This window comes from Pseudomonas sp. B6(2017), from assembly GCF_002112765.1.
Lineage (GTDB): Bacteria > Pseudomonadota > Gammaproteobacteria > Pseudomonadales > Pseudomonadaceae > Aquipseudomonas > Aquipseudomonas piscis.
Map to the genome: position 1 here is coordinate 257,790 of NZ_NEIQ01000005.1, position 19,541 is coordinate 277,330.

Sequence of the window (19,541 nt, forward strand, 5' to 3'; positions counted from 1 at the left end):
AGGAATGGATCGAGCATGCTGATCAGAAAAGCCCACGGCGGCGACGCGCAAAGAGTCTTCGACATACGTAACCAGGCCATCAACCATCAATGCGCGGGGTACTACCCGGCTGCCGACCTGCAAGTGTGGACCGCTGGCAACCTTGGCCAGCCCTTCATCGAATGGCTGGAAAGCAGCGGGCATGTGGCGGTCATCGACGGCCAGGTCGCCGCCAGTGCCATCCTCGACCTTGAGTCAGGCCAGGTCGATGCGGTGTTCGTCGACCCGGCCTACATGGGCCGTGGAATCGGCCGGCAGATGATGGACTACATCGAACAGCAGGCCCTACAGGCCGGCTTGTCGCACCTGATCCTGGACTCGACCCTGAATGCCGCGGACTTCTACCGCCAGTGCGGCTTCGTCGGCGAGCGCGTCGCCCAGTACCAGTCACCCCGGGGCCTGACCCTGGCCTGTGTGCCGATGATCAAGCACCTGGCACGCTGACCCGGCCCCACCTCAAGACTTGAGCGGCGCCTGCAACGGCCCGGCCGCTCCCGTGCCGCTGCCGGTCGCTTCGCCAGGTCCACGGACCTGGATGATCAGCAACGCCGCCAGCAGGGCCGGCACCGCGCAAAAGAAGAAAATCTGCTGCACCGGGATATGCATCGCCAGCAACATGCTGCCCAGCAGCGGCCCGAGGATCGAGCCGAAGCGCCCCACTCCCAGCGCCCAGCCGGTACCGGTGGCGCGCACCTGGGCCGGATAGAAATTGCTGGCAAAGGCATTCAGGGTCAGCTGCCCACCGATGATGCAAAAGCCCGCGGCGAACACGAACACCACCAGGTACCGCGGGTTGTCGTGGTTCAACCCCAGCAGCACGGTGCACAGCGCCGCCAGGGCGAGCACTGCGGACAACAGCCGCACCTTGCGCTTGAGACGATCGGCGACCCAGGCCATGCAGATCGCCCCCAAGGTTCCGGCGAACAGGAACATCGAAGTCACCAGGTTGGCCTGCTTCAAGGCCAGGCCGCTTTCCAGCAGCAGGGTCGGCAGCCAGCTGATCATGAAATACAGCAGGATCAGGCTGACGAAGAAGGTCGACCAGATCAGCAGCGTCGGCCGCGCATACCCCTGGCGGAACAGTTCCACCACCGTGAACTTGCCACCGGTTTGTTGCTGGCCCTCATCGCCGCTCGCCACTGGCGGCTGCCAGTCCGGCAGCATGCGCGCGCTGAGCTTGCGCAGGCGCGCATAGGGTGGCGCATCGCGCAGCAGGCGTGGCAGCGATTCGGGCAAGCGCCAGAGCAGGAACGGGAACAGCAGCAACGGGGTCACGCCGCCCGCCAGGAACACCGCCTCCCAGCCGAAGCGATCGATGAAGCCGGCCGCGACGAAACCGCCGGCCGCACCACCGAAGGAGAAACCGCAGGCGGCCAGGGTCACCATCAGGGTGCGCAGGCGCGGCGGCGAATATTCGGACATCAGCGCCATGGCGCTGGGCATCGCCCCACCCATGCCAATGCCGCAGATAAAGCGCGCGGCCATGAGGCTGTCCAGGGATTGGCTGAACACCATCAACACCGTCAGGCTGGCGTAGATCAGCACGCAGCCCAGGAGGATCCGGCGCACGCCGAAACGATCCGCCAGGGGCGTCACCGCCAGGGAGCCCAGGGTCAGGCCCAGCAGGTTGGCACTGAACACCGGGCCGAAGGCGGCTTTCTCCAGGCCCCAGTCCTGGGCCAGGGCCGGTACCACGTAGCCCAGGACCTGGGCGTCGTAGCCATCGGTGACCAGCAGCAAGGCGAGGAGCAACAACAACGACCACTGGTAGCCGGACACCGGGCGGGCGTCGAGCGCAGCGCGAAAGCTGGCAATCTGGTTTTGCATCGCAAGGTACCTGTTCGGTTTCTTATGGTTATGGAAGGTGATGCGAGAGGCGCCTGGGCAGATCCCCTGGTGGTGGGACTCAAGATCCTGCAGCCGCTCCAAAGCGGCTGCAGGGGCCGGGTGCGCCCTGGGCCAGGGCGCCCAGGGTCAGGCCGGAGTGTCGGGCTGGTTGGCCGGGTGCGCGGCCTGGAACGCCGGATGCTCGGCAGCCAGCGCGGCCACCCGGCGAATCCGCGGGTAGGCCTCCAACGACACCTTGAAGCGCTCGGCGGCGTACAGCTGCGGGATCAGGAACACATCGGCCAGTCCCGGCTGCTCGCCGAAGCAGAAGCCGGCATCGCCGATCAGTTGTTCCAGGGCTGCCAGGCCCTGGCTGATCCAGTGGTCGATCCACACCAGCAACTGCGCCTCCTCATGGCCCCATTCACGCAGCAGGTTCTGCGTGCTGGAGTTGTGCAAGGGATGCACGTCGCAACCGATGATGGACGCCACGGCCCGGGCACGGGCACGGCCGACCAGGTCCTCGGGCAACAGCGGCACCTGTGGATAACGCTCCTCCAGGTACTCGATGATCGCCAGCGACTGGATCAGCAGGTCGCCCTGGTCGGTACGCAGGGCCGGAACCCGGCCCTGGGGGTTGATCTCCAGGTACTCCGGCAGGCGGTTGGCGCCGCCCTTGGGCACCAGCAGGTTGACCGGGATGGCCTGGTAGTCCAGGCCCTTGAGGCCCAGGGCGATCCGCACCCGGTAGGACGCGGTGGAACGGTAATAGGTATAAAGCTCCATACTGCACTCCCCTTAGCGGGCCGTTGAAAATCTACCTGCGTTGTCATCGCTGCGTTAAAAACAGACTGGTGCGCCAGCCCGGTCAAAATGCTCATTTACCACTCGTAAACTGCGCTTTTTCGCCTGTTTTTGCCTTGCGCTGGCTGCCTCGCCTACGTTTTTCAGCAGCCTGCTAGCGGGCTGGCTGGACGGTACCCCGGCATTCGCCGAAGCCGATGGAAGCGAAGCCTTCGCGGCGGCAACGCCCGCGCAGGATGATCTCGTCGCCGTCCTCGAGGAACTTGCGCACTTCGCCAGTGGCCAGCTCGACCGGTTTCTTGCCGCCCTCGGTGATCTCCAGCAGGCTGCCGAACTGGCCGCTCTGCGGGCCGGACAGGGTGCCCGAACCGAACAGGTCGCCGGCCTGCAACTGGCAACCGTTGACGCTGTGGTGCGCCACCATCTGCGCCACGGTCCAGTACATGTACTGGCTGTTGCTCAGGGTCAGGCGATGGGCTGGCAAGCCCTGCTCGCGCATGGTCCTGGTCAGCAGCAGCACTTCCAGCTCGATGTCGAAGCCACCACTGGCCTGGTCACGCTTGTCCAGCAGGTACGGCAGTGGTTGCGGGTCGCCTTCGGGGCGCGCCGGCTGGGCCTTGCGGAAGGGCTCAAGGGCCTCGGCGGTCACCACCCAGGGCGAGATGCTGGTGATGAAGCTCTTGGACAGGAATGGCCCCAGCGGTTGGTATTCCCAAGCCTGGATATCCCGCGCCGACCAGTCGTTGAGCAGGCAGAAACCGGCGATGTGCTCGGCGGCGTCGCCAATGGCGATCGACTCGCCCAGCTCGTTGCCCTGGCCGATCCAGATCCCCAGTTCCAGCTCGTAGTCCAGGCGCGCGCAAGGACCGAAGGTCGGCTCGCTCTGCCCGGCCGGCAGGGTCTGGCCCTTGGGCCGGCGCACGTCGGCACCGGAGGCGCGGATGGTCGAGGCCCGGCCGTGGTAGCCGATCGGCACGTACTTGTAGTTGGGCAGCAAGGGGTTATCGGGGCGGAACAGCTTGCCGACGTTCTGCGCATGTTCGATGCCCACGTAGAAGTCGGTGTAGTCATTGATCCTGGCCGGCACATGCATCTGGCAATCGGTGGCCTGGGGCAGCAGCTTCGCCCCCAGGGCCTGGATCTTGCCTTGCAGGCTGCTGCCTTCGGCCAGCAGTTCCAGCAGGCGCTCACGCAGGGCCACGCGGGCCGGGCGACCGAGCTGGAAGAAGGCGTTCAACTGGCCACCACGGGTAGCCTCCACCGCGGCCTTGGCCGGGCCTTCGAATAGGCCGGCATCCAGCGCGGCCGCAAGATCCAGGATCTGCTCGCCGATGGCCACGCCGCTGCGAGGTGCCGAGCCCTGGGTGCTGAAGACGCCCAGGGGCAGGTTCTGCAACGGGAAGTCGGGGTGACCGTTGGCAGACTCGACCCAGCTGCGGGTGATGGTGGACAAGGTCATGGGTTATCTCCGATTCGGGTTGAAGGTGACGGGCAGCGAAGCCCAGCAAGCATCGTAGTCGTTCTGCAGTTCGGCGCATTCCAGGGCGAAACGGCTCGGGCGCAGCACCTGGCTGGTCTCGAACATGAAGGCCATGGTGTTGTCGATCTTGGCTGGCTGCAATTGGGCGTTGATCGCCTTGGTGCAGGTCTCGCCATCCGGGCCATGGGCACTCATGCAACTGTGCAGCGAAGCGCCGCCGGGCAGGAAGCCTTCGGCCTTGGCGTCGTAGGCACCCTGGATCAGGCCCATGAACTCGTTCATCAGGTTGCGGTGGAACCATGGTGGACGGAAGGTGTTCTCGGCCACCATCCAGCGCGGCGGGAAGATCACGAAATCCAGGTTGGCCATGCCCGGCACGCTGGTGGGCGAGGTCAGGACGGTGAAGATCGACGGGTCCGGATGGTCGAAGCTGACGGTGCCGATGGTGTTGAAACGGCGCAGGTCGTATTTGTACGGCACGTTGTTGCCGTGCCAGGCCACCACGTCCAGCGGCGAGTGATCCAGCTCGCAGCCCCAGAGCTCACCCAGGTACTTCTGGACCAGGGCGGTGGGCTGGCGCAGGTCTTCGTAATGGGCCACCGGGGCCAGGAAGTCCCGGGGGTTGGCCAGGCCGTTGCTGCCGATCGGCCCCAGGTCGGGCAGGCGCAGCGGCGCGCCATGGTTCTCGGCGATATAGCCACGGGCTTGCGGGTCCAACAGCTCGACGCGGAACTTCAGGCCGCGCGGCAGCACGGCGATCTCCAGCGGTTCGAGCTCCAGCACGCCCAGTTCGGTGAGGATGCGCAGGCGGCCCAGCTCGGGCACCAGCAGCAACTCGCCGTCGGCGTTGAAGAACACTCGCTCCATGGAGCGGTTGGCGCGGTAGTGATAGACACTGATGCCGGCCGGTTTCTGCGCCGGCGAGTTGGCCACCATGGCCACCAGGCCATCGATGAAATCCGTAGGCTCCGCCGGGATCGACAACGGGCTCCAACGCAGGCGGTTGGGCGTCACTTGTCCCAGGTCGCCGCCCGCCAACTGGCGTTCGAGACGGGTGAAGGACGGGTGCTTGGCCGAAGGCTGGATGCGGTACATCCAAGTGCGCCGGGCTTCGCTGCGGGTCATGGTGAAGGCCGTGCCGGAGAACAATTCGGCGTACAGGCCGTAGGGGGCTTTCTGCGGGGAGTTCTGGCCGACGGGCAGTGCGCCTGGCAGGGCTTCGCTGGAAAATTCGTTACCGAAACCGGATTGGTAGCTGAGGGCGGACGCCGAAGAATCGAGGTTCATGGAGCCTCCTGGAAGTTGGAATAGGCAGGGGCCCACCACTCCTTCGCAAGAGTTATCGGCACGCCTGGGTTATTTTTATCGTAATCCAATTACGCATAACGTAATTTGATTGCCCAGGAGCGTCAAGCTATAAAGACCGCCACTTGTCACGGGACCCCTACACCTCCATGGAAAAGCCGCGCAGCACCAGCGACAGCAACGGTAAACAGAAAGTCCGCTCGGCCGAGGTCGGCACCGACATCCTCAAGGCTCTTGCCGAACTCTCGCCGTCCACGTCCCTATCGCGCCTGGCCGAACATGTGCAAATGCCTGCGAGCAAGGTCCATCGCTACCTGCAGGCACTGATCGCCAGCGGCTTCGCCGAGCAGAACACCGCTACCAACCACTATGGCCTGGGCCGCGAAGCCTTGCGGGTGGGTCTCGCGGCCCTGGGCAGCATGGATGTGCTGAAAGTCGCCGCCCTGCCCTTGGCCGAGCTGCGCGATGACTTGAACGAAACCTGTTTCCTCGCGGTGTGGGGCAACCAGGGCGCCACCGTGGTGCACATCGAACCCGCGGTGCGGGCGATGACCGTGGTCACCCAGCTGGGCTCGGTGCTGCCGCTGCTCAGCTCGTCCACCGGGCTGGTGTTCAACGCCTACCTGCCGCTGCGGGAAACCCTCGACCTGCGGCAGGAGGAGCTGGCCGAGGCCGACGCCCATCCCCTGGCCGAGAGCCACGTCCACGATGCCCTGGCCGAGCAGATCCGCCAGCGCGGCCTGCACCACATCCACGGGCTGCTGATGCCCGGGGTCGATGCCCTGTCCGCGCCGGTGTTCGATGCCACTGGCAAGATCGCCGCGGTGCTGACGGTGGTCGGGCCGGCCTCGATGTTCCATGCCGACGAAAACGGCCCGGCGGCGCAACGCCTGCTGGCGGCCTGTCGTGCGGTGAGCTGGCGCATGGGCTATCAGCCCCAGGGATAATCGCCGCTCAGTTCATCAGCCCCAGGGCCTGGGCCCTGGCCACCGCCTGGGTCCGCCGCTCCACCCCAAGTTTGCTGTGGATGCGCCGACCATGGGTCTTGACCGTATGCAGGGATATGAACAGGCGCTCGGCAATCTGCTGGTTCGAGCAGCCCTGGGCAATCAACTGCAGCACCTGCAATTCACGCAGGCTGAGCAGGCTGTCGTGATCCTCCCGGGCCGGCTCCGCCCCACTGGTCATCGGCATCATCGCCGGTTGCCGCAAGCCCAATTCGTGCATGGCCTGGGGCAAGTTGCAGCGCACCGCCAGTGCTTGCCCGGCCAGCAATGCCTCGGCCGCCAACTCCGGGAGCCCCTGCAGATGGGCCACCTCGGCCAGGGCCAGCCACAGCTCGGTCTCCAGCCCCTGCATGCCATTGATCCGGGCGGGTTCCAGTAGCCGTTGCAACCTGGCCACCGGTTCCCGGGCGCATCCCAGGTGAACCTCGGCCAGTACCAGCAGGTACTCGATGCCCGGGATCATCTCCAGGGTCGCCGGCGGCGCCTGCAAGGCTCCGGGTCCGCGGATGTGCCGCACGACCCGGCTCAAGGCCGCATGGGCAAGTTCCGGGCGTCCCTGCTGCAACCAGAACTGGCTGCTGACCTGCAACAGCACGCCTCGATACACAGTGTCGGGAATCTGCCGTTGCTGCATCAACCGCTCGGCGTCGCGCAAGTGCACGAAGGCCTGGGCATAGTCGCGCTGATTGGCCGCCAGCTGGGCCAGGCCGATGAAACCATACAAGGCTCGCTTGTCATGACTGTGCAGGCAATCCTCGAGGCCGTTGTGGAAAAAACCGGCAGCTTGCGGTTCCCGCCCCTGGCGCAGCGCCAGGCGACCACGACGCAAGGCAATGCGTCCCAGCAGCGGTGCAGCTCGCAGGGCTTGAGCACACAGGCGCTCGGCCACCTGCGCCAACAAGACTTCGGCCCGATGGGGCGCCCCACGCTGCTCCAGCAACTGTGCGTGATCCAGCTCCAGCAAGGCCTCGAACAGCAGCGCGTCATGAGCCCTGGCCAGGCACAGGGCGTCGCGATTCAGCGCCTGGGCCACGTCCAGCTCGCCTCCCAGCAGTGCTTGCTGAGTCAGTCCCGACAGGCACAGCAAGCGTGTGACCCAGGCACTGTCGGCCAGTTCGGCCAGGGCTTGGTGAAAATGCTCGCGCGCCGCCTCCATCCGCCCCTCCAGATGCAGCAGCCAGCCCTGTTGGGCCTGCCAGCGGGCCAGCAGCTGGACCTGGGCGGCGGCCGAAGGCTGGGGGGCGAACCGGGCCATCTGCGCCATGCATTGCTCGGCCTGCTCGAAGCGCCCGGCGAACAACATCGCCCCCACCAGCAAGGCCACCGACTGCGGACTGCCCAGCAGCAGTTCGGCCCCCTGGCGCTCATGCAACTGCAACAGCAAGAGCGCGTTGTGCTGCTGGAACAGGAACTCGAAACTCAAATGTTCCAGCAGGCTGACTGCCACCTCGTACTCTTCGGCCAGCAATGCATGTTCGAAGGCCGATTGCCAATCTTGCCGGGCGACGAACCACTGGCAGGCGCGCCGATGCCAGGAGCGTCCAGTGGGCCAGGATTCGTCGCGCATCAACCGAGCCAGGGGCGCAAAGACCTGCAGCCAGCCACCGCCACCCACCCAGGGCTCGATGAAACAACCCAGGTCTTGAAGGGTACGCAAGTACTGGCCGCCCTCCCCTGTACCGAACAAATGCTCGCACAGCGAAGTATTGAACCGTGGCAGGTGTGCCAGCACTTGCCAGGTTTGCGCCAGCTCCTCGGGCAGCACGCTGAACAACTCGTGTTCCAGGTATTCCAGCAAAGTGTTGGGCCGTCCAGGCTTGCAAGGCTGGCTGGCCAGTTCGCTGCCCTCGAGCAGGGCAATGCGTACCCCGGCACACCAGCCACCGCTGCGTTGCAGGATGCGCCCGGCGGCCTGGCCGCACAACGGCTGCGGCAACTGGCGCAGCAGCTGTTCGATGTCGTCCTGGCTGAAGGCCAGGGCAGGCCCAGCAAGCTCGACCAACTGGTCATCCAGCAACAGCCGGGGCCAATTGCACTGAGGACGCCGGCGACAACCCAGCCACCAGCTCAATTGCGGGTTATCCAGGCCCAGCAAGCGATCCAGCAGTAGGTCGAGGTCGGTTGCGCTGGCTCGGCAGTAGTCGTCGATGAACAGCCATAACGGCGTGTCCAGGTGCAGCAGGCATTGCAGCACCGCTTCTTCAGTGTCGTCCGCAAGGCCCAGGGCCATGGCCAAGGTGCGGCACAATTGCCGGGGGGCCTGCGCAGTTCCACCCAACGGCAACCAGATGACCCGGCAACCAACCGGCGCCTGCAACAGGCATTCAACGAGCAGAGCCGTCTTGCCACTACCGGCCGGTGCGCACAGCAGGCGTACCCGCGCGGCGCAAGCCAGCAGCGGCGCACTCAGGCGCTGGCGCGAGACATGATGGGAGGACAAACGGGGCATGAACCCGGAACGCTCGGGACAACGAGTCATGACGGTCATTGCGGCGTGCCTTTTTATAGTTGTGGCCAGCTTGCTCCCACCCTAGCCCTGACCTTGCGACCTGTTGAAGAAGTATTCAGCACGCTGATCGCCGACTATAAAAAGGCGACCGCCTGGTCGCCTTCGATCCTGCTGCGTCAAACCCTGATCCAGGCGCGCCCTAGCGCACCCCGGCAGCACGCAGGGCCGCGGGAGTGTAGTCGGCGGCCTTAGCCTGGAAGCCGAACTCGAGGCTGTGCTTTTCCTCGTTCTTCATGCCCAAGGCCAGGTAGCGGCCGGCGTTCAGGTCATACAGGGCCTCCAGGGTGTAAGCCGGCACCTGATGGTCGTAGTAATACTGCGCATGGCCTTCGGCAACCCGCCACAGCTGGCCGCGACCGTCGTAGTGGTCCACCAGGGCCACCTGCCAGCTGTCTTCGTCGATGTACATATGCCGGGTGGCATAGATATGGCGCTGGTTCGGCTTGACCGTACCCACGACTTCCCAGACCCGGTGCAACTCATAGCGGGTCAGGTCCTGGTTGATATGCCCGGCCTTGACGATGTCGTCGTACTTGAGACTCGGCGAATCCAGCTTGTAGCTGTTGTAGGGGATGTACATCTCCTTCTTGCCTACCAGCTTCCAGTCGTAGCGATCGGGAGCCCCGGAGAACATGTCGAAGTTGTCCGAGGTACGCAGGCCGTCGGCAGCGGTTCCCGGCCCGTCATAGGCCACTTGCGGTGCTCGTCGCACCCGGCGCTGACCGGCGTTGTAGATCCAGGCCGAGCGCGGTTCCTTGACCTGGTCCAGGGTCTCGTGGACCAGCAGCACGTTGCCCGCCAGGCGTGCCGGAGCAGTTACCGACTGCTTGAAGAAGTTTTGCACGTTGGCAGCCTTGGCCGGGTCCAGGTCGGGGATCAGCTGCGGGGCAGCCACTTCTTCCTCGAAGCGAATCGAGGTGTAGCTGCCATTGGTCTGCGGGGTGACCTGGGTGACGATGCGTTTCTGGTTACCACCGTGATAGCGGGTCAGGTGGTTCCACAGCACTTCGATGCCGTTCTTCGGAAGCGGGAAGGCGTAGTAGCGGTTACCGGTGAAGTTGGCCAGGCCGTTGCCGTCGTTGGTGGTAGTCACGCCCAGCGCACTGCGCTTGGCCGACTCGTAGATCTCAGGTGGCAGGCCAACGCTGCGGTGGGTGGGGTAGACCGGTATCCGGTAGCTGTCCGGATAACGCTTGAACATAGCCACCTGGCCGGCCGACAGCTTGTCCTTGTACTGGTCAACAGTAGCTGCGGTGATGACGAACAGCGGTTTTTCATTGGCGAACGGGTCGGCGAGAAAGCCCTTGCTGTCCACCGCCCCGGCATTCTTCGCGATACCCCCGGTCCAGGCCGGGATAGTACCGTCGGCGTTACCGGCCTTTTGCGCACCCACCGGGGTCAGGCTGGTGCCCAGCTTGGCGGCTTCGTCCGGACTGACCGCGGCCATCAGGTTAGCCGCCCACAGTCCCAGTGCCAGGGCGCTGCATTGCAGGATCATCTTGCGCATTCCAGTACTCCTTCTTGGGCCGATTCAGAAATTCACGCCGAAGCTCAACGCGAGGAAATCGCGATCGGTGAGGGTGTTGTAGCGTCCGCCAAAGAAGTCGGTGTAGCTGAGGCTGGCGGTGTAGGTGTTGCGGTAGTCGGCATCGACGCCAACGCTCAGGGCCTTGGCTCCCTGGTTGAACAAGCCGTTGGGACCATAACCGTTGACGTCATGGGACCAGGACAGGTTGGGCTTGAAGTTGATCCCGGCGAGCACGTTGCTGTAGTCGAGAATGGCCCGGGCGCGATAGCCCCAGGAAGTGGCCGTGACGAAGCCTGCGGTGTCCCCGCCATAACCGTATTGGCCATAAGCCGAGTCGCGGCCGTAGCGCAGCTTGCCCTTGTCCTCCAGGCCACCGACCCGGACGATCGCCGCCTCACCCACCAGGGTCAGGCGGTCCGCCCCCAGCACCTGGTCGAAGAATTGCGTCATGGTGCTCTGGACCTGGGTGATTTCCTTGCGCCGGTAACCGGTGTTGTCGGCACCCAGGGCCGTTCTGATCGGCGACGCCGCGCCCCCGGTAATGGGGTTGAGCAGGGCCAGGGTCAGGTCGTTGGTGTTGAGTTGCACCGGTGCATTGGGCCGGTAGCTGATCTCGCCGGTCCAGGCGGTGCCGGTGGGCAGGGTGGTGGAAAAGCTGGCGCCATACAGGCGAATGTCCTCGGGGTACTCCAGGTAATACTGGCCACGACCGAGCATCACACTCTGCACCAGGCCGCTGCCGGAGCCAGGGGCGATGCCGTTGGCGGCGCCAGCGATGGCGCCCAGGGTCGCCGCACTGATGTTGGCCGTGGTGGTACTGACCACGGGGCTGCGCGAGTGGTAGTTCATGAAGTACAGGCCATACTCGGTGTCGTCCCCGAGCCAGCGCAAGGCCGCGCCCCACTGCCCGGAGTCCCGCGCGTCGCGGTCACCGCCCCGAGGCAGGACCACGCCTTCGCGGGTCACCTGGAAGCCTTGGCCAAAGGCCGCCGCCACTGGGCGCAGGGGCGCGATCGCCGGGTTACCGACGGTGTAGCCGGTGGTGCAGCCGTCCGCCACCACGTCGCTGCCGAAGAACGTGCCGCAGTTGTCCACCACGGTCTGGTCCCACTCCAGCTGGTAGAAGCCCTCCAGCGTCAGCTGGTTGGTCAGGCCCTGGGAGGCGAACAGCATGTTCACCGGCACCAGGCCTTCCTTGATCTCGGCGCCGGGACGGCGAAAGGCCGAGACATCCACCGGGTTGATGCTGTTGATGGAGTTGCCGATGAAAGTGCTTTCGCCCCAACTGACGACCTGCTTGCCGGCCCGCACGGTGCCCGGCAGATCGGCGATGGAATAGTTGTGATAGACGAAGGCATCGAGGATCTGCGCCCCCGAGGACTTGGCGCCTTCCTTGCGATTGTGGTCGCTGATGGGCTTGAACTCGCGCCCCTCGTCCTTGAGTTCGAAGTCGTACCAGTATTTGCCACGCACGAACAACCCACTATCGCGGTACTTGAGCTCCAGGTCGTGCAGGCCCTTGAAGATCTTCGAGAAGGTCTCGCCCTTCTTGAAATTCAGCCGGCCATCATCGCCGGTGGATGACTGCGCGGTACCGCCGTTGGCGGTGCCGACGAAGTCCCGGTCGGCGTTGCGCATTCCCCAGCTGGCGCCCACGGACAACGACGAATCGAACTGCCCTTCGATTTCCCCGATGGTGAACGACACCGCCTGCGCCTGGACGCTGCAACCCAGCGCTAGCGCAGCGGCCAGGGCCTGCGGTTTGAAGATGGCGCGCATTGTTATTCTTGTCATGCGTCTTCCCCGGTGAGTGACAGGAGGCCCCACCCTACTGCCGGGATAGCGGGGACGATAAGCGCACCAAGGAGGTATTCGCCGTGTCGTTCCAAAGAGTGAGTGCCCTTGCCGGTCGGGCCAACCAAGGGTGCATCCATGGCCTGGATAGAGGCTCATCAGGAACATCGATACGGTGCAGCCATTCGCGCCGACTATTGCTCTGGCTGTAATAGTCCTTGTCCTGAATCGCTATTTTTCCGGGGTCGGCCAGGGCTTATTCTTCTTTCGCAGTCACGGCAAACAGCCTGGCTCCACCACCGAGACAAGTGCTGTGCAGGGCTTCTCGGCAACCGATTCCGGCAGGCTTGAAGCGACTCGATTCAAGCCGCCCACCCAGGTTCACTGACGTTGATTTTGTAGCTCCTTGATCTAACGTCTTACTTCGGCCGCTGCTCTTGCAGCGGCCTTTTTTATGCCTGGGAAAATGACCGGGCAGGACGCCCGTGAAGGGTGGTTGCGGCCGCCGCTCCAGGGCACGGACATGGCCCGGGAGAAAGCGTTCGAAGCGGCGGCCGGACGCAATCAGATCGCGTACTTTTGCAGGTTCTGCATCATCTCCTTGAGGGCCTCGAGGTTGTCCTTGGGATGGACCGCGCCGTCGAAATCGCAGATCTCTCGCCAATGGGCCGCGACATCCTCCGGCGAGAAACCCTGGCGCGGATCGAAGCCGGCGCCCAGGCTGCGCTCCCAGCGCACCTTGCCGATCCAGCCGCCACCGACCTCGAACAAGCCGGAGGTTTCCTGGCACTGCTCGCTGCCCAGGTACACCACCAGCGGGCTGACCAGTTCCGGCTTGAGCTGCTCGAACACCTGGGGCGGGATCAGGCCCTCGGTCATCCGCGTACCGCCGGTGGGGGCAATGGCGTTGACCAGGATATTGCTCTTGCGCCCTTCCAGCGCCAGGGTCCGGGTCAGGCCATATAACCCCAGCTTGGCCATGCCGTAGTTGGACTGGCCGAAGTTGCCGTAGATGCCCGAAGTGGAGGCGGTGAAGATCACCCGCCCATAAGCCTGCTCGCGCAGGTGCGGCCAGGCGGCGCGGGTGACCTTGTAGGCCCCCTCGACGTGCACCTGGTACACCAGGTCCCAGTCGGTGTCGTCCATCTTGTGGAAGGTCTTGTCCCGCAGGATTCCGGCGTTGTTGACCACCACGTCGACCCGGCCGAAGACATCCAGGGCGTTCTGCACGATCTTCTCGCCGTCGGTCACCGAGTCGTGGTTGGCTTCGGCGATGCCGCCCGCCTCACGGATCTGCGCGACCACCCGATCGGCCGCCGAGGCACTGGCGCCCTCGCCCTGGGCCGAACCACCCAGGTCATTGACCAGCACCTTGGCGCCGTGGCGGGCGAACAACAAGGCGTGGGCGCGCCCCAGGCCACCACCGGCCCCGGTGATGATCACCACTTTGTCTTCCAAGCGCACAGACTCACTCATACCGAACTCCAGCAGGGCCAATGGACAAGAACCCGAGTGTCGGGCAGCCGGCCGGGGCCTACAACGAACAGGGCCGCAGCTGAATGGTGCGCGATAAGACAGCGGGATAGTCGAGCCGGGGCCGCAGCGAGGCTGCGCCCCGCAGGGTTCAGGAGCCTACGGCGCGGCTGACCGGAGCCTGTAGTGCATCGCGAAAGGCCAGGTAGTGCTTGAGCACCGCCCGCGGCGCCTCGATCTGCGGGTAATGACCGATGCCCGGCAGCAGCACGGTGTCCGGCTGCGGGATCAGTTGGCGATAGCGCTCGACCATGTGCGCCCCGGAGATCGGGTCCTGGGCGCCATCGATCACCCGCAGCGGCACCTCGCCGTGCTGCATGGCCGCGACCCAGCGCTCGCGCTGCTGGCGCCGCTGCGGGATGTAGCCGATCAACTTGTGCAGGATGCGCGGCCCCCGGTTGCTCTGCACCAGGCTCCAGAAGTCGTCCAGCACCGTTTCGCTGGGCTGGCTCTGCGGACCGAACACCTGCTGCAGGTTCCTGGCCAGGCCCTCGCGACTGAACACGCGCCCGAGCATCCAGCCCAATGGGCTGAGCAGCAGTTTCTGGCTCAGCACCGGACGATGGGTTTCCGGGAACAGGCCGCCATTGAGGAACACGCAACTGGCGATCTCGATGCGCTCCTCGTAATGCCGGGCCAGCAGTTCCTGGGCGACGCTGTCGCCATAGTCATGGGCCAGCACGTGCAGCGGCCCCGCGATCCCCAGGTGCGCCAACAGCGCCTGCTGCAGGTCCGCCTGTTCCAGCAGGCTGTAGTCGTGATCCAGGGGCTTGGCCGAATCACCGAAACCGAGCATGTCGCAGGCGATCACCTGGTAGCGCCGCGCCAGGGGTTGCCATAGGTAGTGCCAGTCCCAGCTGGCGGTGGGAAAGCCATGGATCAGCAACAGCGGCTCGCCCTGCCCGGCCACCCAGTAGCGAACGGCCTGGCCGCGAAACTGCAAGTCCTGCCCATGGGTGCGCCAGACACTCAGGGGAATCTCGGCGAGAGGCATCAGGCTTTGTACCCCGGGTCGAGTTGCTCGAGCTTGCGCAGCAGGGCCGGCCAGGCCAACACCCCGCCCATGCCCTGGGCGCTGCGGGTGACCCCGGCGATCATCGCCTTGGCTCCACTGAGCACCGGCGCGGGAATGGCGATCAGCTCGGCACCGCCGTTCTGCGCCAGCACCTGGATTTCACAGGCACGCTGGAAGATGAACATCATCAGGAAAGTGTCGGCGATGCTCGCACCACAGGTCAGCAGGCCGTGGTTGTGCAACATCAGGAAATTGTTGTCGCCCAGGTCGGCCTGCAGCCGGGCCTTCTCCTCGGGGTTCAGGGCCACGCCCTCGTAGGGGTGGTAGCCGAGGCTGGCAAGGACGAACAGCGACTGCTGGCTGATGGGCAACACGCCCTGCTGCTGCGCCGACACCGCCACGCCCGCCGCGGTGTGGGTATGCAACACGCAAAGCACATCGTGGCGCACCGCATGGACCGCGCTGTGGATGGTGTAGCCCGCCGGGTTGATCTCGTAGGGGCTGTCCATCAGCTTATTGCCGGCCCGGTCGACCTTCACCAGGCTGGACGCGGTGATCTCATGGAACATCATGCCGAACGGGTTGATCAGGAACTCGTCGGTGCCCGGCACCTTGGCCGAGATGTGGGTGAAGATCAGGTCATCCCAGCCATGCATCGCCACCAGGCGATAACAGGCGGCCAGGTCCAGGCGGGTTTGCCACTCCTGGGCGCTGACCTGGTCCTTGACACTCGCAGTGGATTGAACGGGGGCTAGGCTCACGGCTGGGACCTCATGTTGGCTTTTATTGGAAGGAGGACCCTCGGAGTCTAGACACCCCTGGCGCACCACGGAGTCGCCTTGGCAGCCAGCTTGATGGCCGAGCGGGTCAGCCGGCGGCCGAGCCGCGCCGCCGGGCCTTCACGTCAAAGCAACGACGCCAGCAAAGGCGCGGCGAACAAGTTCAACAGCCCGGTGAGCACCATCACCAGCCCCGCTACCGAGCCTTCCTCGCCGCCGACTTCGTGGGCCCGGCTGACCCCGGCGCCATGGGCGCCGACCCCGAACAGCGCACCCCGGGCCAGGGCGCTGCGCAGGGGCAGCCAACGCAATAGCACGCCGCCGAGCATGGCACCGAAAACGCCGGTGAACATCACGAATACCGCCGTCAGCTCGGGCACGCCCCCAAGGTCGTGGGCCAGGGGCATGGCGAACGGAGTGGTGATCGAGCGTGGCACCAGCGACAGGGTCACCGAGCTGTCCAGGGCCAAGAGCCGGGCCAGGCCGAAGGAGCTGCCGATGGAGGCCGCGCTACCGGCCAGCATGCCCAGTAGCAGTGCCGACCAATGGCGCATCAGCAACTGGCGCTGCTGCCAGATGGGAATGGCGAAGGCCACGGTCACCGGGCCCAGCACCAGCATCAGCCAGTGGGTATTGGCGGCATATTCGGCGTAGGCGGTGTGCAACGGCACCGCGACCGCCAGCAGCAGCGCCGGCACCAGGATCAGCGGCGACAACAGGTAGCGCCCGGTGCGCCGGTAGATCCAGCGGCTGAACAGATAGGCGCCGAGGGTCAGCGCCAGCCAGAACATCGGCATCGCCTCAAGCTTCATGGCGCATCCTCCAGCGGCACACCAGTTCCACGGTCAGCGCGGTCACCAGCATCACCAGCAGGGTGCTGACGCCGATCACCAGCAGGATCCGCCAGCCGTCCTGGCGCAGCAGGCCGCCGTAGTCCAGCAGGCTCATCAGTGCCGGGATGAAGAACAGCAGCATCTCCGCCATCAAGAGGCCAGCGCCCAGTTGCAGGGCTGCCGGCTTGACCCAGCCCAGGGCGAAGGCCAGCAACAACATGGCCAGGCCGATGACACCGCCGGGAATCGGCCAGGGCAGCCAGGTAGCCAGTTGGCAGCCGAGAAAATAGATGGCCAGCAGCACCGCCAGCTCGCAAAGCAGGCGGCCTAAGCGTTTCAAGGTGGGAATGTTCATGGTGGTTCGGTCCTCTCGGGGTCCTATTTTATGAAAAGCCCCTTCATCACCGAAGCGAATTGTTAGACTGGAAGCCATTCCAAACTGGAATTACCACCATGGATTTCAAGCAACTGCGCAGCTTCGTCGAAGTGATCCACCAGGGCGGCTTCACCCAGGCCGCCAAGACCCTGCATATCAGCCAGTCGGCGGTGAGCAAGCAGGTCGCCCAGCTGGAACAGAGCCTGGGCACGCCGTTGCTGGAGCGCCAGGGTTCGCACATCCACCTGACCGCCGCTGGCAACGTGGTGCTGCAACGGGCCGAGGGCATGCTGCGCCTGCGCAACGAGCTGCTCAGCGAACTGGACGACTTGAGCCACATGACCCGGGGCGAGCTGCGCCTGGGCCTGCCGATGCTGGGCAGCGATACGCTGTTCGCCAGCCGCTTCGCCGAGTACCGGCGGCGCTATCCGAATATCCAGGTGCATTTGCTCGAGGGCGGCAGCTTGAACGTCGAGCAGGCGGTGCGCAGCGGCGAGCTGGAACTGGGCGGCAGCCTGACTCCCAAGGACCCGGCCTTCGCCTACCAGCCGTTCTGCGATGAACCGCTGGATGCCCTGCTGCCCGCCGATCATCCGCTGGCGATGAATGCCAAGGTGCGCCTGGAGGAACTGGCCGATACCCCGTTCCTGCTTTACCAGCGCAGCTTCGTGCTCAACGACCGCCTGCTCCAGGCCTGCCAGCAGCTGGGGTTCACTCCCAGGGAAGGTGGGCGCAGCGGCCAGGCGGACTTCCTCGCGGCGCTGGTGGCGGCGGGCCAGGGCGTGGTGCTGCTGCCCAGCGTGGTGGCCCGGGCCCTGGTACGCCCGGGCGTAGTGCGCCTGACCCTGAAGGCCCCGGAGTACCTGCGCTGGGACATTGCCTTCATCTGGCGCGAAGGGGCCTACCTGTCCAAGGCCGCGCAGGCCTGGCTGGCGCTGCTACGGGAACAGCCAGTCAGCCCCGCAGTGCGCTGACCAGCTCCGCCAGCCAGGGCTCGGCGTCGGTTTCCGGGGTCACGGTCTCGCTGGCGTCCAGGCGCAGCATCGGCAGCACCTCGCGTACGCCCAGTTCGGCGAACAGCTCGCGCATCTGCTCGCCGCCACCGCAAAAGGTATCGCCATAGCTGGAGTCACCCAGGCCGATCACCGCCCCGGACAAACCGCGCCAGGCGGCCGGCAGTTGATCGCGAATGCTCGAATACAGCGGCAGCAGGCTGTCCGGCAACTCGCCCATGCCGGTGGTCGAGGTCACGGCCAGGAACGCCTCTGGCGCGAACGCCTGGACATCGGCCAGGGTCGCACGGGGGTTGTGCCAGGCCTGGAAGCCCGCGGCGTCGAGGAGTTTGGCGGCATGCCGGGCGACTTCTTCAGCCGTGCCGTACACCGTGCCGGAAAGGATGGCGACTTTCATCAATCTGGTCCTGAAGCTGACTAAAAGCCTGGGATATTAACAGCTACGGAGTAAAATCCCGTCTTCGCTCGTCCTCAGGCTGCAAAGCAGCTGTAGACACAATGCCAGCATGCCTTAGAATCCAGCCCTTGCCGATCGAAGACGGGACTCCGGGATGATCAACGCCCACTTGCTGCAACGGATGATCAACGCCTCCAACGACGGGATTGTGGTCGCCGAGCAGGAAGGCGAGGACACCATACTGATCTATGTGAACCCGGCCTTCGAGCGGCTGACCGGCTACAGCGCCGATGAAGTGCTGTACCAGGACTGCCGTTTCCTGCAATCGGGCGATCGGGACCAGCCAGCCTTGCAGGCGGTCCGCCAGGCCCTGAAGGAGGGCCGGCCGTGCCGCGAGGTGCTGCGCAACTATCGCAAGGACGGCAGCCACTTCTGGAACGAGCTGTCGATCACCCCGGTATTCAACGACAGCGACCGGCTGCACTATTTCATCGGGGTGCAAAAGGACGTCACCGAACAGGTCAAGGCCCAGCAGCGCCTCTCGCAGGTGGAGCAGCAACTGGCCCAGGCCCGGGCTGAACTGGCCGCCCTCAAGGCGACCAACGGCCCTAATAAGTCGCAGGTTTAGTGGTCGTAGGGGTATCCCCGCTGACTTGTCTTCCACCTTCCGAGCAACATCATGCAGCGCGACGCCCTTCTCACTCAGGATGAACTGGACTTCATCCGGAGCATCCAGCACAACCCGCACCTCAATGTGCGCGACACCACATCCAGCCTGCTGGTCAACGGCGGCTCGCAGATCCGTGACTTGCTGACACGCCTGGCGGCCAACGAGAAGGTCACCATCCAGGCGCATTTCGACAATCAGCAGATGACCTTCCCGCTGCACCTGGTGGAAGACGAATTCCACGCCTTGCACCTGCGCCTGGGCGTACCGAGCATCTTCGAGGACGGCCCCATGGTGCGGCCATGGCGCCTGGCCCTGGAAGAACCGGTGGCCCTGGAGAATGCCAAGGGCCAGCCCGGGCGCCTGTGGGTGCGGGAAGTGTCGTTCAAGGGGGTGCTGCTGGAAGTCCGCAACAGGACCCGGCCGCCCAGGCAGTTCGCCCAGTGGTTCAGCCCCTCGGGATACGAGCGGATCGCCCTGCGCGGGCACTTGCAGCGCGAGACCGAGGCGGGTTTCTACGCCTATCGCCTGGAGCAGGACGATGCCGAGGAAACCGAGCGCCTGCGCCAGTTCATTCTCCAGCAACACCGCCATTCCCACCCCGCCCTGCACGCCTGAGGCATCCGCGTGCGGTG

18 protein-coding genes are annotated in these 19,541 nt (G+C 65.1%); 5 read left to right on the forward strand and 13 right to left on the reverse strand.

Annotation, left to right across the window (positions count from 1 at the left end; all coding sequences use genetic code 11):
• Window positions 1-15: 15 nt before the first annotated feature.
• Entirely contained in the window at window positions 16-483 is a 468-nt protein-coding gene (locus tag CAG11_RS10655; RefSeq protein ID WP_085596277.1) for a GNAT family N-acetyltransferase, read from the forward strand.
• A 12-nt stretch (window positions 484-495) separates the two neighbouring features.
• On the opposite strand, the gene CAG11_RS10660 is transcribed toward CAG11_RS10655, so the two are convergent.
• The 4 genes from CAG11_RS10660 to hmgA all read right to left on the reverse strand — a co-directional run bounded on the left by CAG11_RS10660 (window position 496) and on the right by hmgA (window position 5,437).
• Window positions 496-1,866: an aromatic acid/H+ symport family MFS transporter gene (locus tag CAG11_RS10660; protein ID WP_085596278.1), complete on the reverse strand. Its 1,371-nt coding sequence runs from the start codon at window positions 1,864-1,866 to the stop codon at window positions 496-498.
• Between the two features lie 147 nt (window positions 1,867-2,013).
• Window positions 2,014-2,652, reverse strand: coding sequence for a maleylacetoacetate isomerase (gene maiA / locus CAG11_RS10665; protein WP_022642373.1), 639 nt, complete (start codon window positions 2,650-2,652; stop codon window positions 2,014-2,016).
• 172 nt (window positions 2,653-2,824) lie between these two features.
• Window positions 2,825-4,129: a fumarylacetoacetase gene (gene fahA / locus CAG11_RS10670; RefSeq protein ID WP_085596279.1), complete on the reverse strand. Its 1,305-nt coding sequence runs from the start codon at window positions 4,127-4,129 to the stop codon at window positions 2,825-2,827.
• Window positions 4,130-4,132: 3 nt separating this feature from the next.
• Window positions 4,133-5,437: a homogentisate 1,2-dioxygenase gene (hmgA, locus tag CAG11_RS10675; protein WP_022642371.1), complete on the reverse strand. Its 1,305-nt coding sequence runs from the start codon at window positions 5,435-5,437 to the stop codon at window positions 4,133-4,135.
• A gap of 167 nt (window positions 5,438-5,604) precedes the next feature.
• Between hmgA and CAG11_RS10680 the strand changes: the two genes are divergently transcribed.
• Window positions 5,605-6,402, forward strand: coding sequence for an IclR family transcriptional regulator (locus tag CAG11_RS10680; RefSeq protein WP_085596280.1), 798 nt, complete (start codon window positions 5,605-5,607; stop codon window positions 6,400-6,402).
• 7 nt (window positions 6,403-6,409) lie between these two features.
• Here CAG11_RS10680 and CAG11_RS10685 read toward each other — a convergent pair whose 3' ends face one another.
• From CAG11_RS10685 to CAG11_RS10720, 8 genes are all read right to left on the reverse strand, one after another.
• Window positions 6,410-8,950, reverse strand: a complete 2,541-nt coding sequence (locus CAG11_RS10685) for a LuxR C-terminal-related transcriptional regulator (protein ID WP_085596281.1) — start codon at window positions 8,948-8,950, stop codon at window positions 6,410-6,412.
• A 160-nt stretch (window positions 8,951-9,110) separates the two neighbouring features.
• The gene (locus tag CAG11_RS10690; protein WP_085596282.1) at window positions 9,111-10,478 is read right to left on the reverse strand and encodes a DUF1329 domain-containing protein; all 1,368 of its coding nucleotides are present in this window, start codon (window positions 10,476-10,478) and stop codon (window positions 9,111-9,113) included.
• Between the two features lie 24 nt (window positions 10,479-10,502).
• Window positions 10,503-12,293 (reverse strand): DUF1302 domain-containing protein, encoded by a 1,791-nt coding sequence (locus CAG11_RS10695; RefSeq protein WP_085596283.1) that lies wholly within the window; start codon window positions 12,291-12,293, stop codon window positions 10,503-10,505.
• Between the two features lie 564 nt (window positions 12,294-12,857).
• Complete coding sequence (locus CAG11_RS10700; RefSeq protein WP_022642369.1) at window positions 12,858-13,769, reverse strand: SDR family oxidoreductase; 912 nt, start codon at window positions 13,767-13,769, stop codon at window positions 12,858-12,860.
• Between the two features lie 148 nt (window positions 13,770-13,917).
• A complete protein-coding gene (locus tag CAG11_RS10705; protein ID WP_022642368.1) occupies window positions 13,918-14,820 on the reverse strand; it encodes an alpha/beta fold hydrolase in 903 nt (300 codons plus the stop codon).
• Window positions 14,820-15,602 carry a class II aldolase/adducin family protein gene (locus CAG11_RS10710; protein WP_085596284.1) on the reverse strand — a complete coding sequence of 261 codons (783 nt, stop codon included), beginning with the start codon at window positions 15,600-15,602 and terminating at the stop codon, window positions 14,820-14,822. The genes CAG11_RS10705 and CAG11_RS10710 overlap by 1 nt, the downstream gene beginning before the upstream one ends.
• A 143-nt stretch (window positions 15,603-15,745) precedes the next feature.
• Window positions 15,746-16,432, reverse strand: a complete 687-nt coding sequence (locus tag CAG11_RS10715) for an LrgB family protein (protein ID WP_053134186.1) — start codon at window positions 16,430-16,432, stop codon at window positions 15,746-15,748.
• Window positions 16,422-16,808 carry a CidA/LrgA family protein gene (locus CAG11_RS10720; RefSeq protein ID WP_022642365.1) on the reverse strand — a complete coding sequence of 129 codons (387 nt, stop codon included), beginning with the start codon at window positions 16,806-16,808 and terminating at the stop codon, window positions 16,422-16,424. Before CAG11_RS10720 ends, CAG11_RS10715 begins: the two co-directional genes overlap by 11 nt.
• A 98-nt stretch (window positions 16,809-16,906) precedes the next feature.
• Between CAG11_RS10720 and CAG11_RS10725 the strand changes: the two genes are divergently transcribed.
• The gene (locus CAG11_RS10725) at window positions 16,907-17,803 is read left to right on the forward strand and encodes a LysR family transcriptional regulator (RefSeq protein WP_022642364.1); all 897 of its coding nucleotides are present in this window, start codon (window positions 16,907-16,909) and stop codon (window positions 17,801-17,803) included.
• Here CAG11_RS10725 and CAG11_RS10730 read toward each other — a convergent pair.
• The gene (locus CAG11_RS10730; RefSeq protein ID WP_085596285.1) at window positions 17,784-18,239 is read right to left on the reverse strand and encodes a flavodoxin; all 456 of its coding nucleotides are present in this window, start codon (window positions 18,237-18,239) and stop codon (window positions 17,784-17,786) included. The genes CAG11_RS10725 and CAG11_RS10730 overlap by 20 nt on opposite strands.
• Window positions 18,240-18,393: 154 nt before the next feature.
• Here CAG11_RS10730 and CAG11_RS10735 point away from each other — a divergent pair, with 154 nt between their 5' ends.
• Together CAG11_RS10735 and CAG11_RS10740 are read left to right on the forward strand one after the other, a co-directional pair.
• A complete protein-coding gene (locus CAG11_RS10735) occupies window positions 18,394-18,867 on the forward strand; it encodes a PAS domain-containing protein (RefSeq protein ID WP_085596286.1) in 474 nt (157 codons plus the stop codon).
• A gap of 51 nt (window positions 18,868-18,918) precedes the next feature.
• Entirely contained in the window at window positions 18,919-19,524 is a 606-nt protein-coding gene (locus CAG11_RS10740; protein ID WP_085596287.1) for a hypothetical protein, read from the forward strand.
• Window positions 19,525-19,541: the final 17 nt, after the last annotated feature.

Excerpts from the sequence above, each read along its gene's own strand:
- CAG11_RS10685 (WP_085596281.1), bottom strand. The coding sequence starts at position 8,950 with ATGACCGTCATGACTCGTTGTCCCGAGCGTTCCGGGTTCATGCCCCGT.
- CAG11_RS10705 (WP_022642368.1), bottom strand. The coding sequence starts at position 14,820 with ATGCCTCTCGCCGAGATTCCCCTGAGTGTCTGGCGCACCCATGGGCAG.
- CAG11_RS10680 (WP_085596280.1), top strand. The coding sequence starts at position 5,605 with ATGGAAAAGCCGCGCAGCACCAGCGACAGCAACGGTAAACAGAAAGTC.
- CAG11_RS10695 (WP_085596283.1), bottom strand. The coding sequence starts at position 12,293 with ATGACAAGAATAACAATGCGCGCCATCTTCAAACCGCAGGCCCTGGCC.
- CAG11_RS10725 (WP_022642364.1), top strand. The coding sequence starts at position 16,907 with ATGGATTTCAAGCAACTGCGCAGCTTCGTCGAAGTGATCCACCAGGGC.
- CAG11_RS10740 (WP_085596287.1), top strand. The coding sequence starts at position 18,919 with ATGCAGCGCGACGCCCTTCTCACTCAGGATGAACTGGACTTCATCCGG.
- CAG11_RS10700 (WP_022642369.1), bottom strand. The coding sequence starts at position 13,769 with ATGAGTGAGTCTGTGCGCTTGGAAGACAAAGTGGTGATCATCACCGGG.
- maiA (WP_022642373.1), bottom strand. The coding sequence starts at position 2,652 with ATGGAGCTTTATACCTATTACCGTTCCACCGCGTCCTACCGGGTGCGG.
- hmgA (WP_022642371.1), bottom strand. The coding sequence starts at position 5,437 with ATGAACCTCGATTCTTCGGCGTCCGCCCTCAGCTACCAATCCGGTTTC.
- CAG11_RS10655 (WP_085596277.1), top strand. The coding sequence starts at position 16 with ATGCTGATCAGAAAAGCCCACGGCGGCGACGCGCAAAGAGTCTTCGAC.
- CAG11_RS10715 (WP_053134186.1), bottom strand. The coding sequence starts at position 16,432 with ATGAAGCTTGAGGCGATGCCGATGTTCTGGCTGGCGCTGACCCTCGGC.
- CAG11_RS10660 (WP_085596278.1), bottom strand. The coding sequence starts at position 1,866 with ATGCAAAACCAGATTGCCAGCTTTCGCGCTGCGCTCGACGCCCGCCCG.
- CAG11_RS10730 (WP_085596285.1), bottom strand. The coding sequence starts at position 18,239 with ATGAAAGTCGCCATCCTTTCCGGCACGGTGTACGGCACGGCTGAAGAA.
- CAG11_RS10735 (WP_085596286.1), top strand. The coding sequence starts at position 18,394 with ATGATCAACGCCCACTTGCTGCAACGGATGATCAACGCCTCCAACGAC.
- CAG11_RS10690 (WP_085596282.1), bottom strand. The coding sequence starts at position 10,478 with ATGCGCAAGATGATCCTGCAATGCAGCGCCCTGGCACTGGGACTGTGG.
- fahA (WP_085596279.1), bottom strand. The coding sequence starts at position 4,129 with ATGACCTTGTCCACCATCACCCGCAGCTGGGTCGAGTCTGCCAACGGT.
- CAG11_RS10720 (WP_022642365.1), bottom strand. The coding sequence starts at position 16,808 with ATGAACATTCCCACCTTGAAACGCTTAGGCCGCCTGCTTTGCGAGCTG.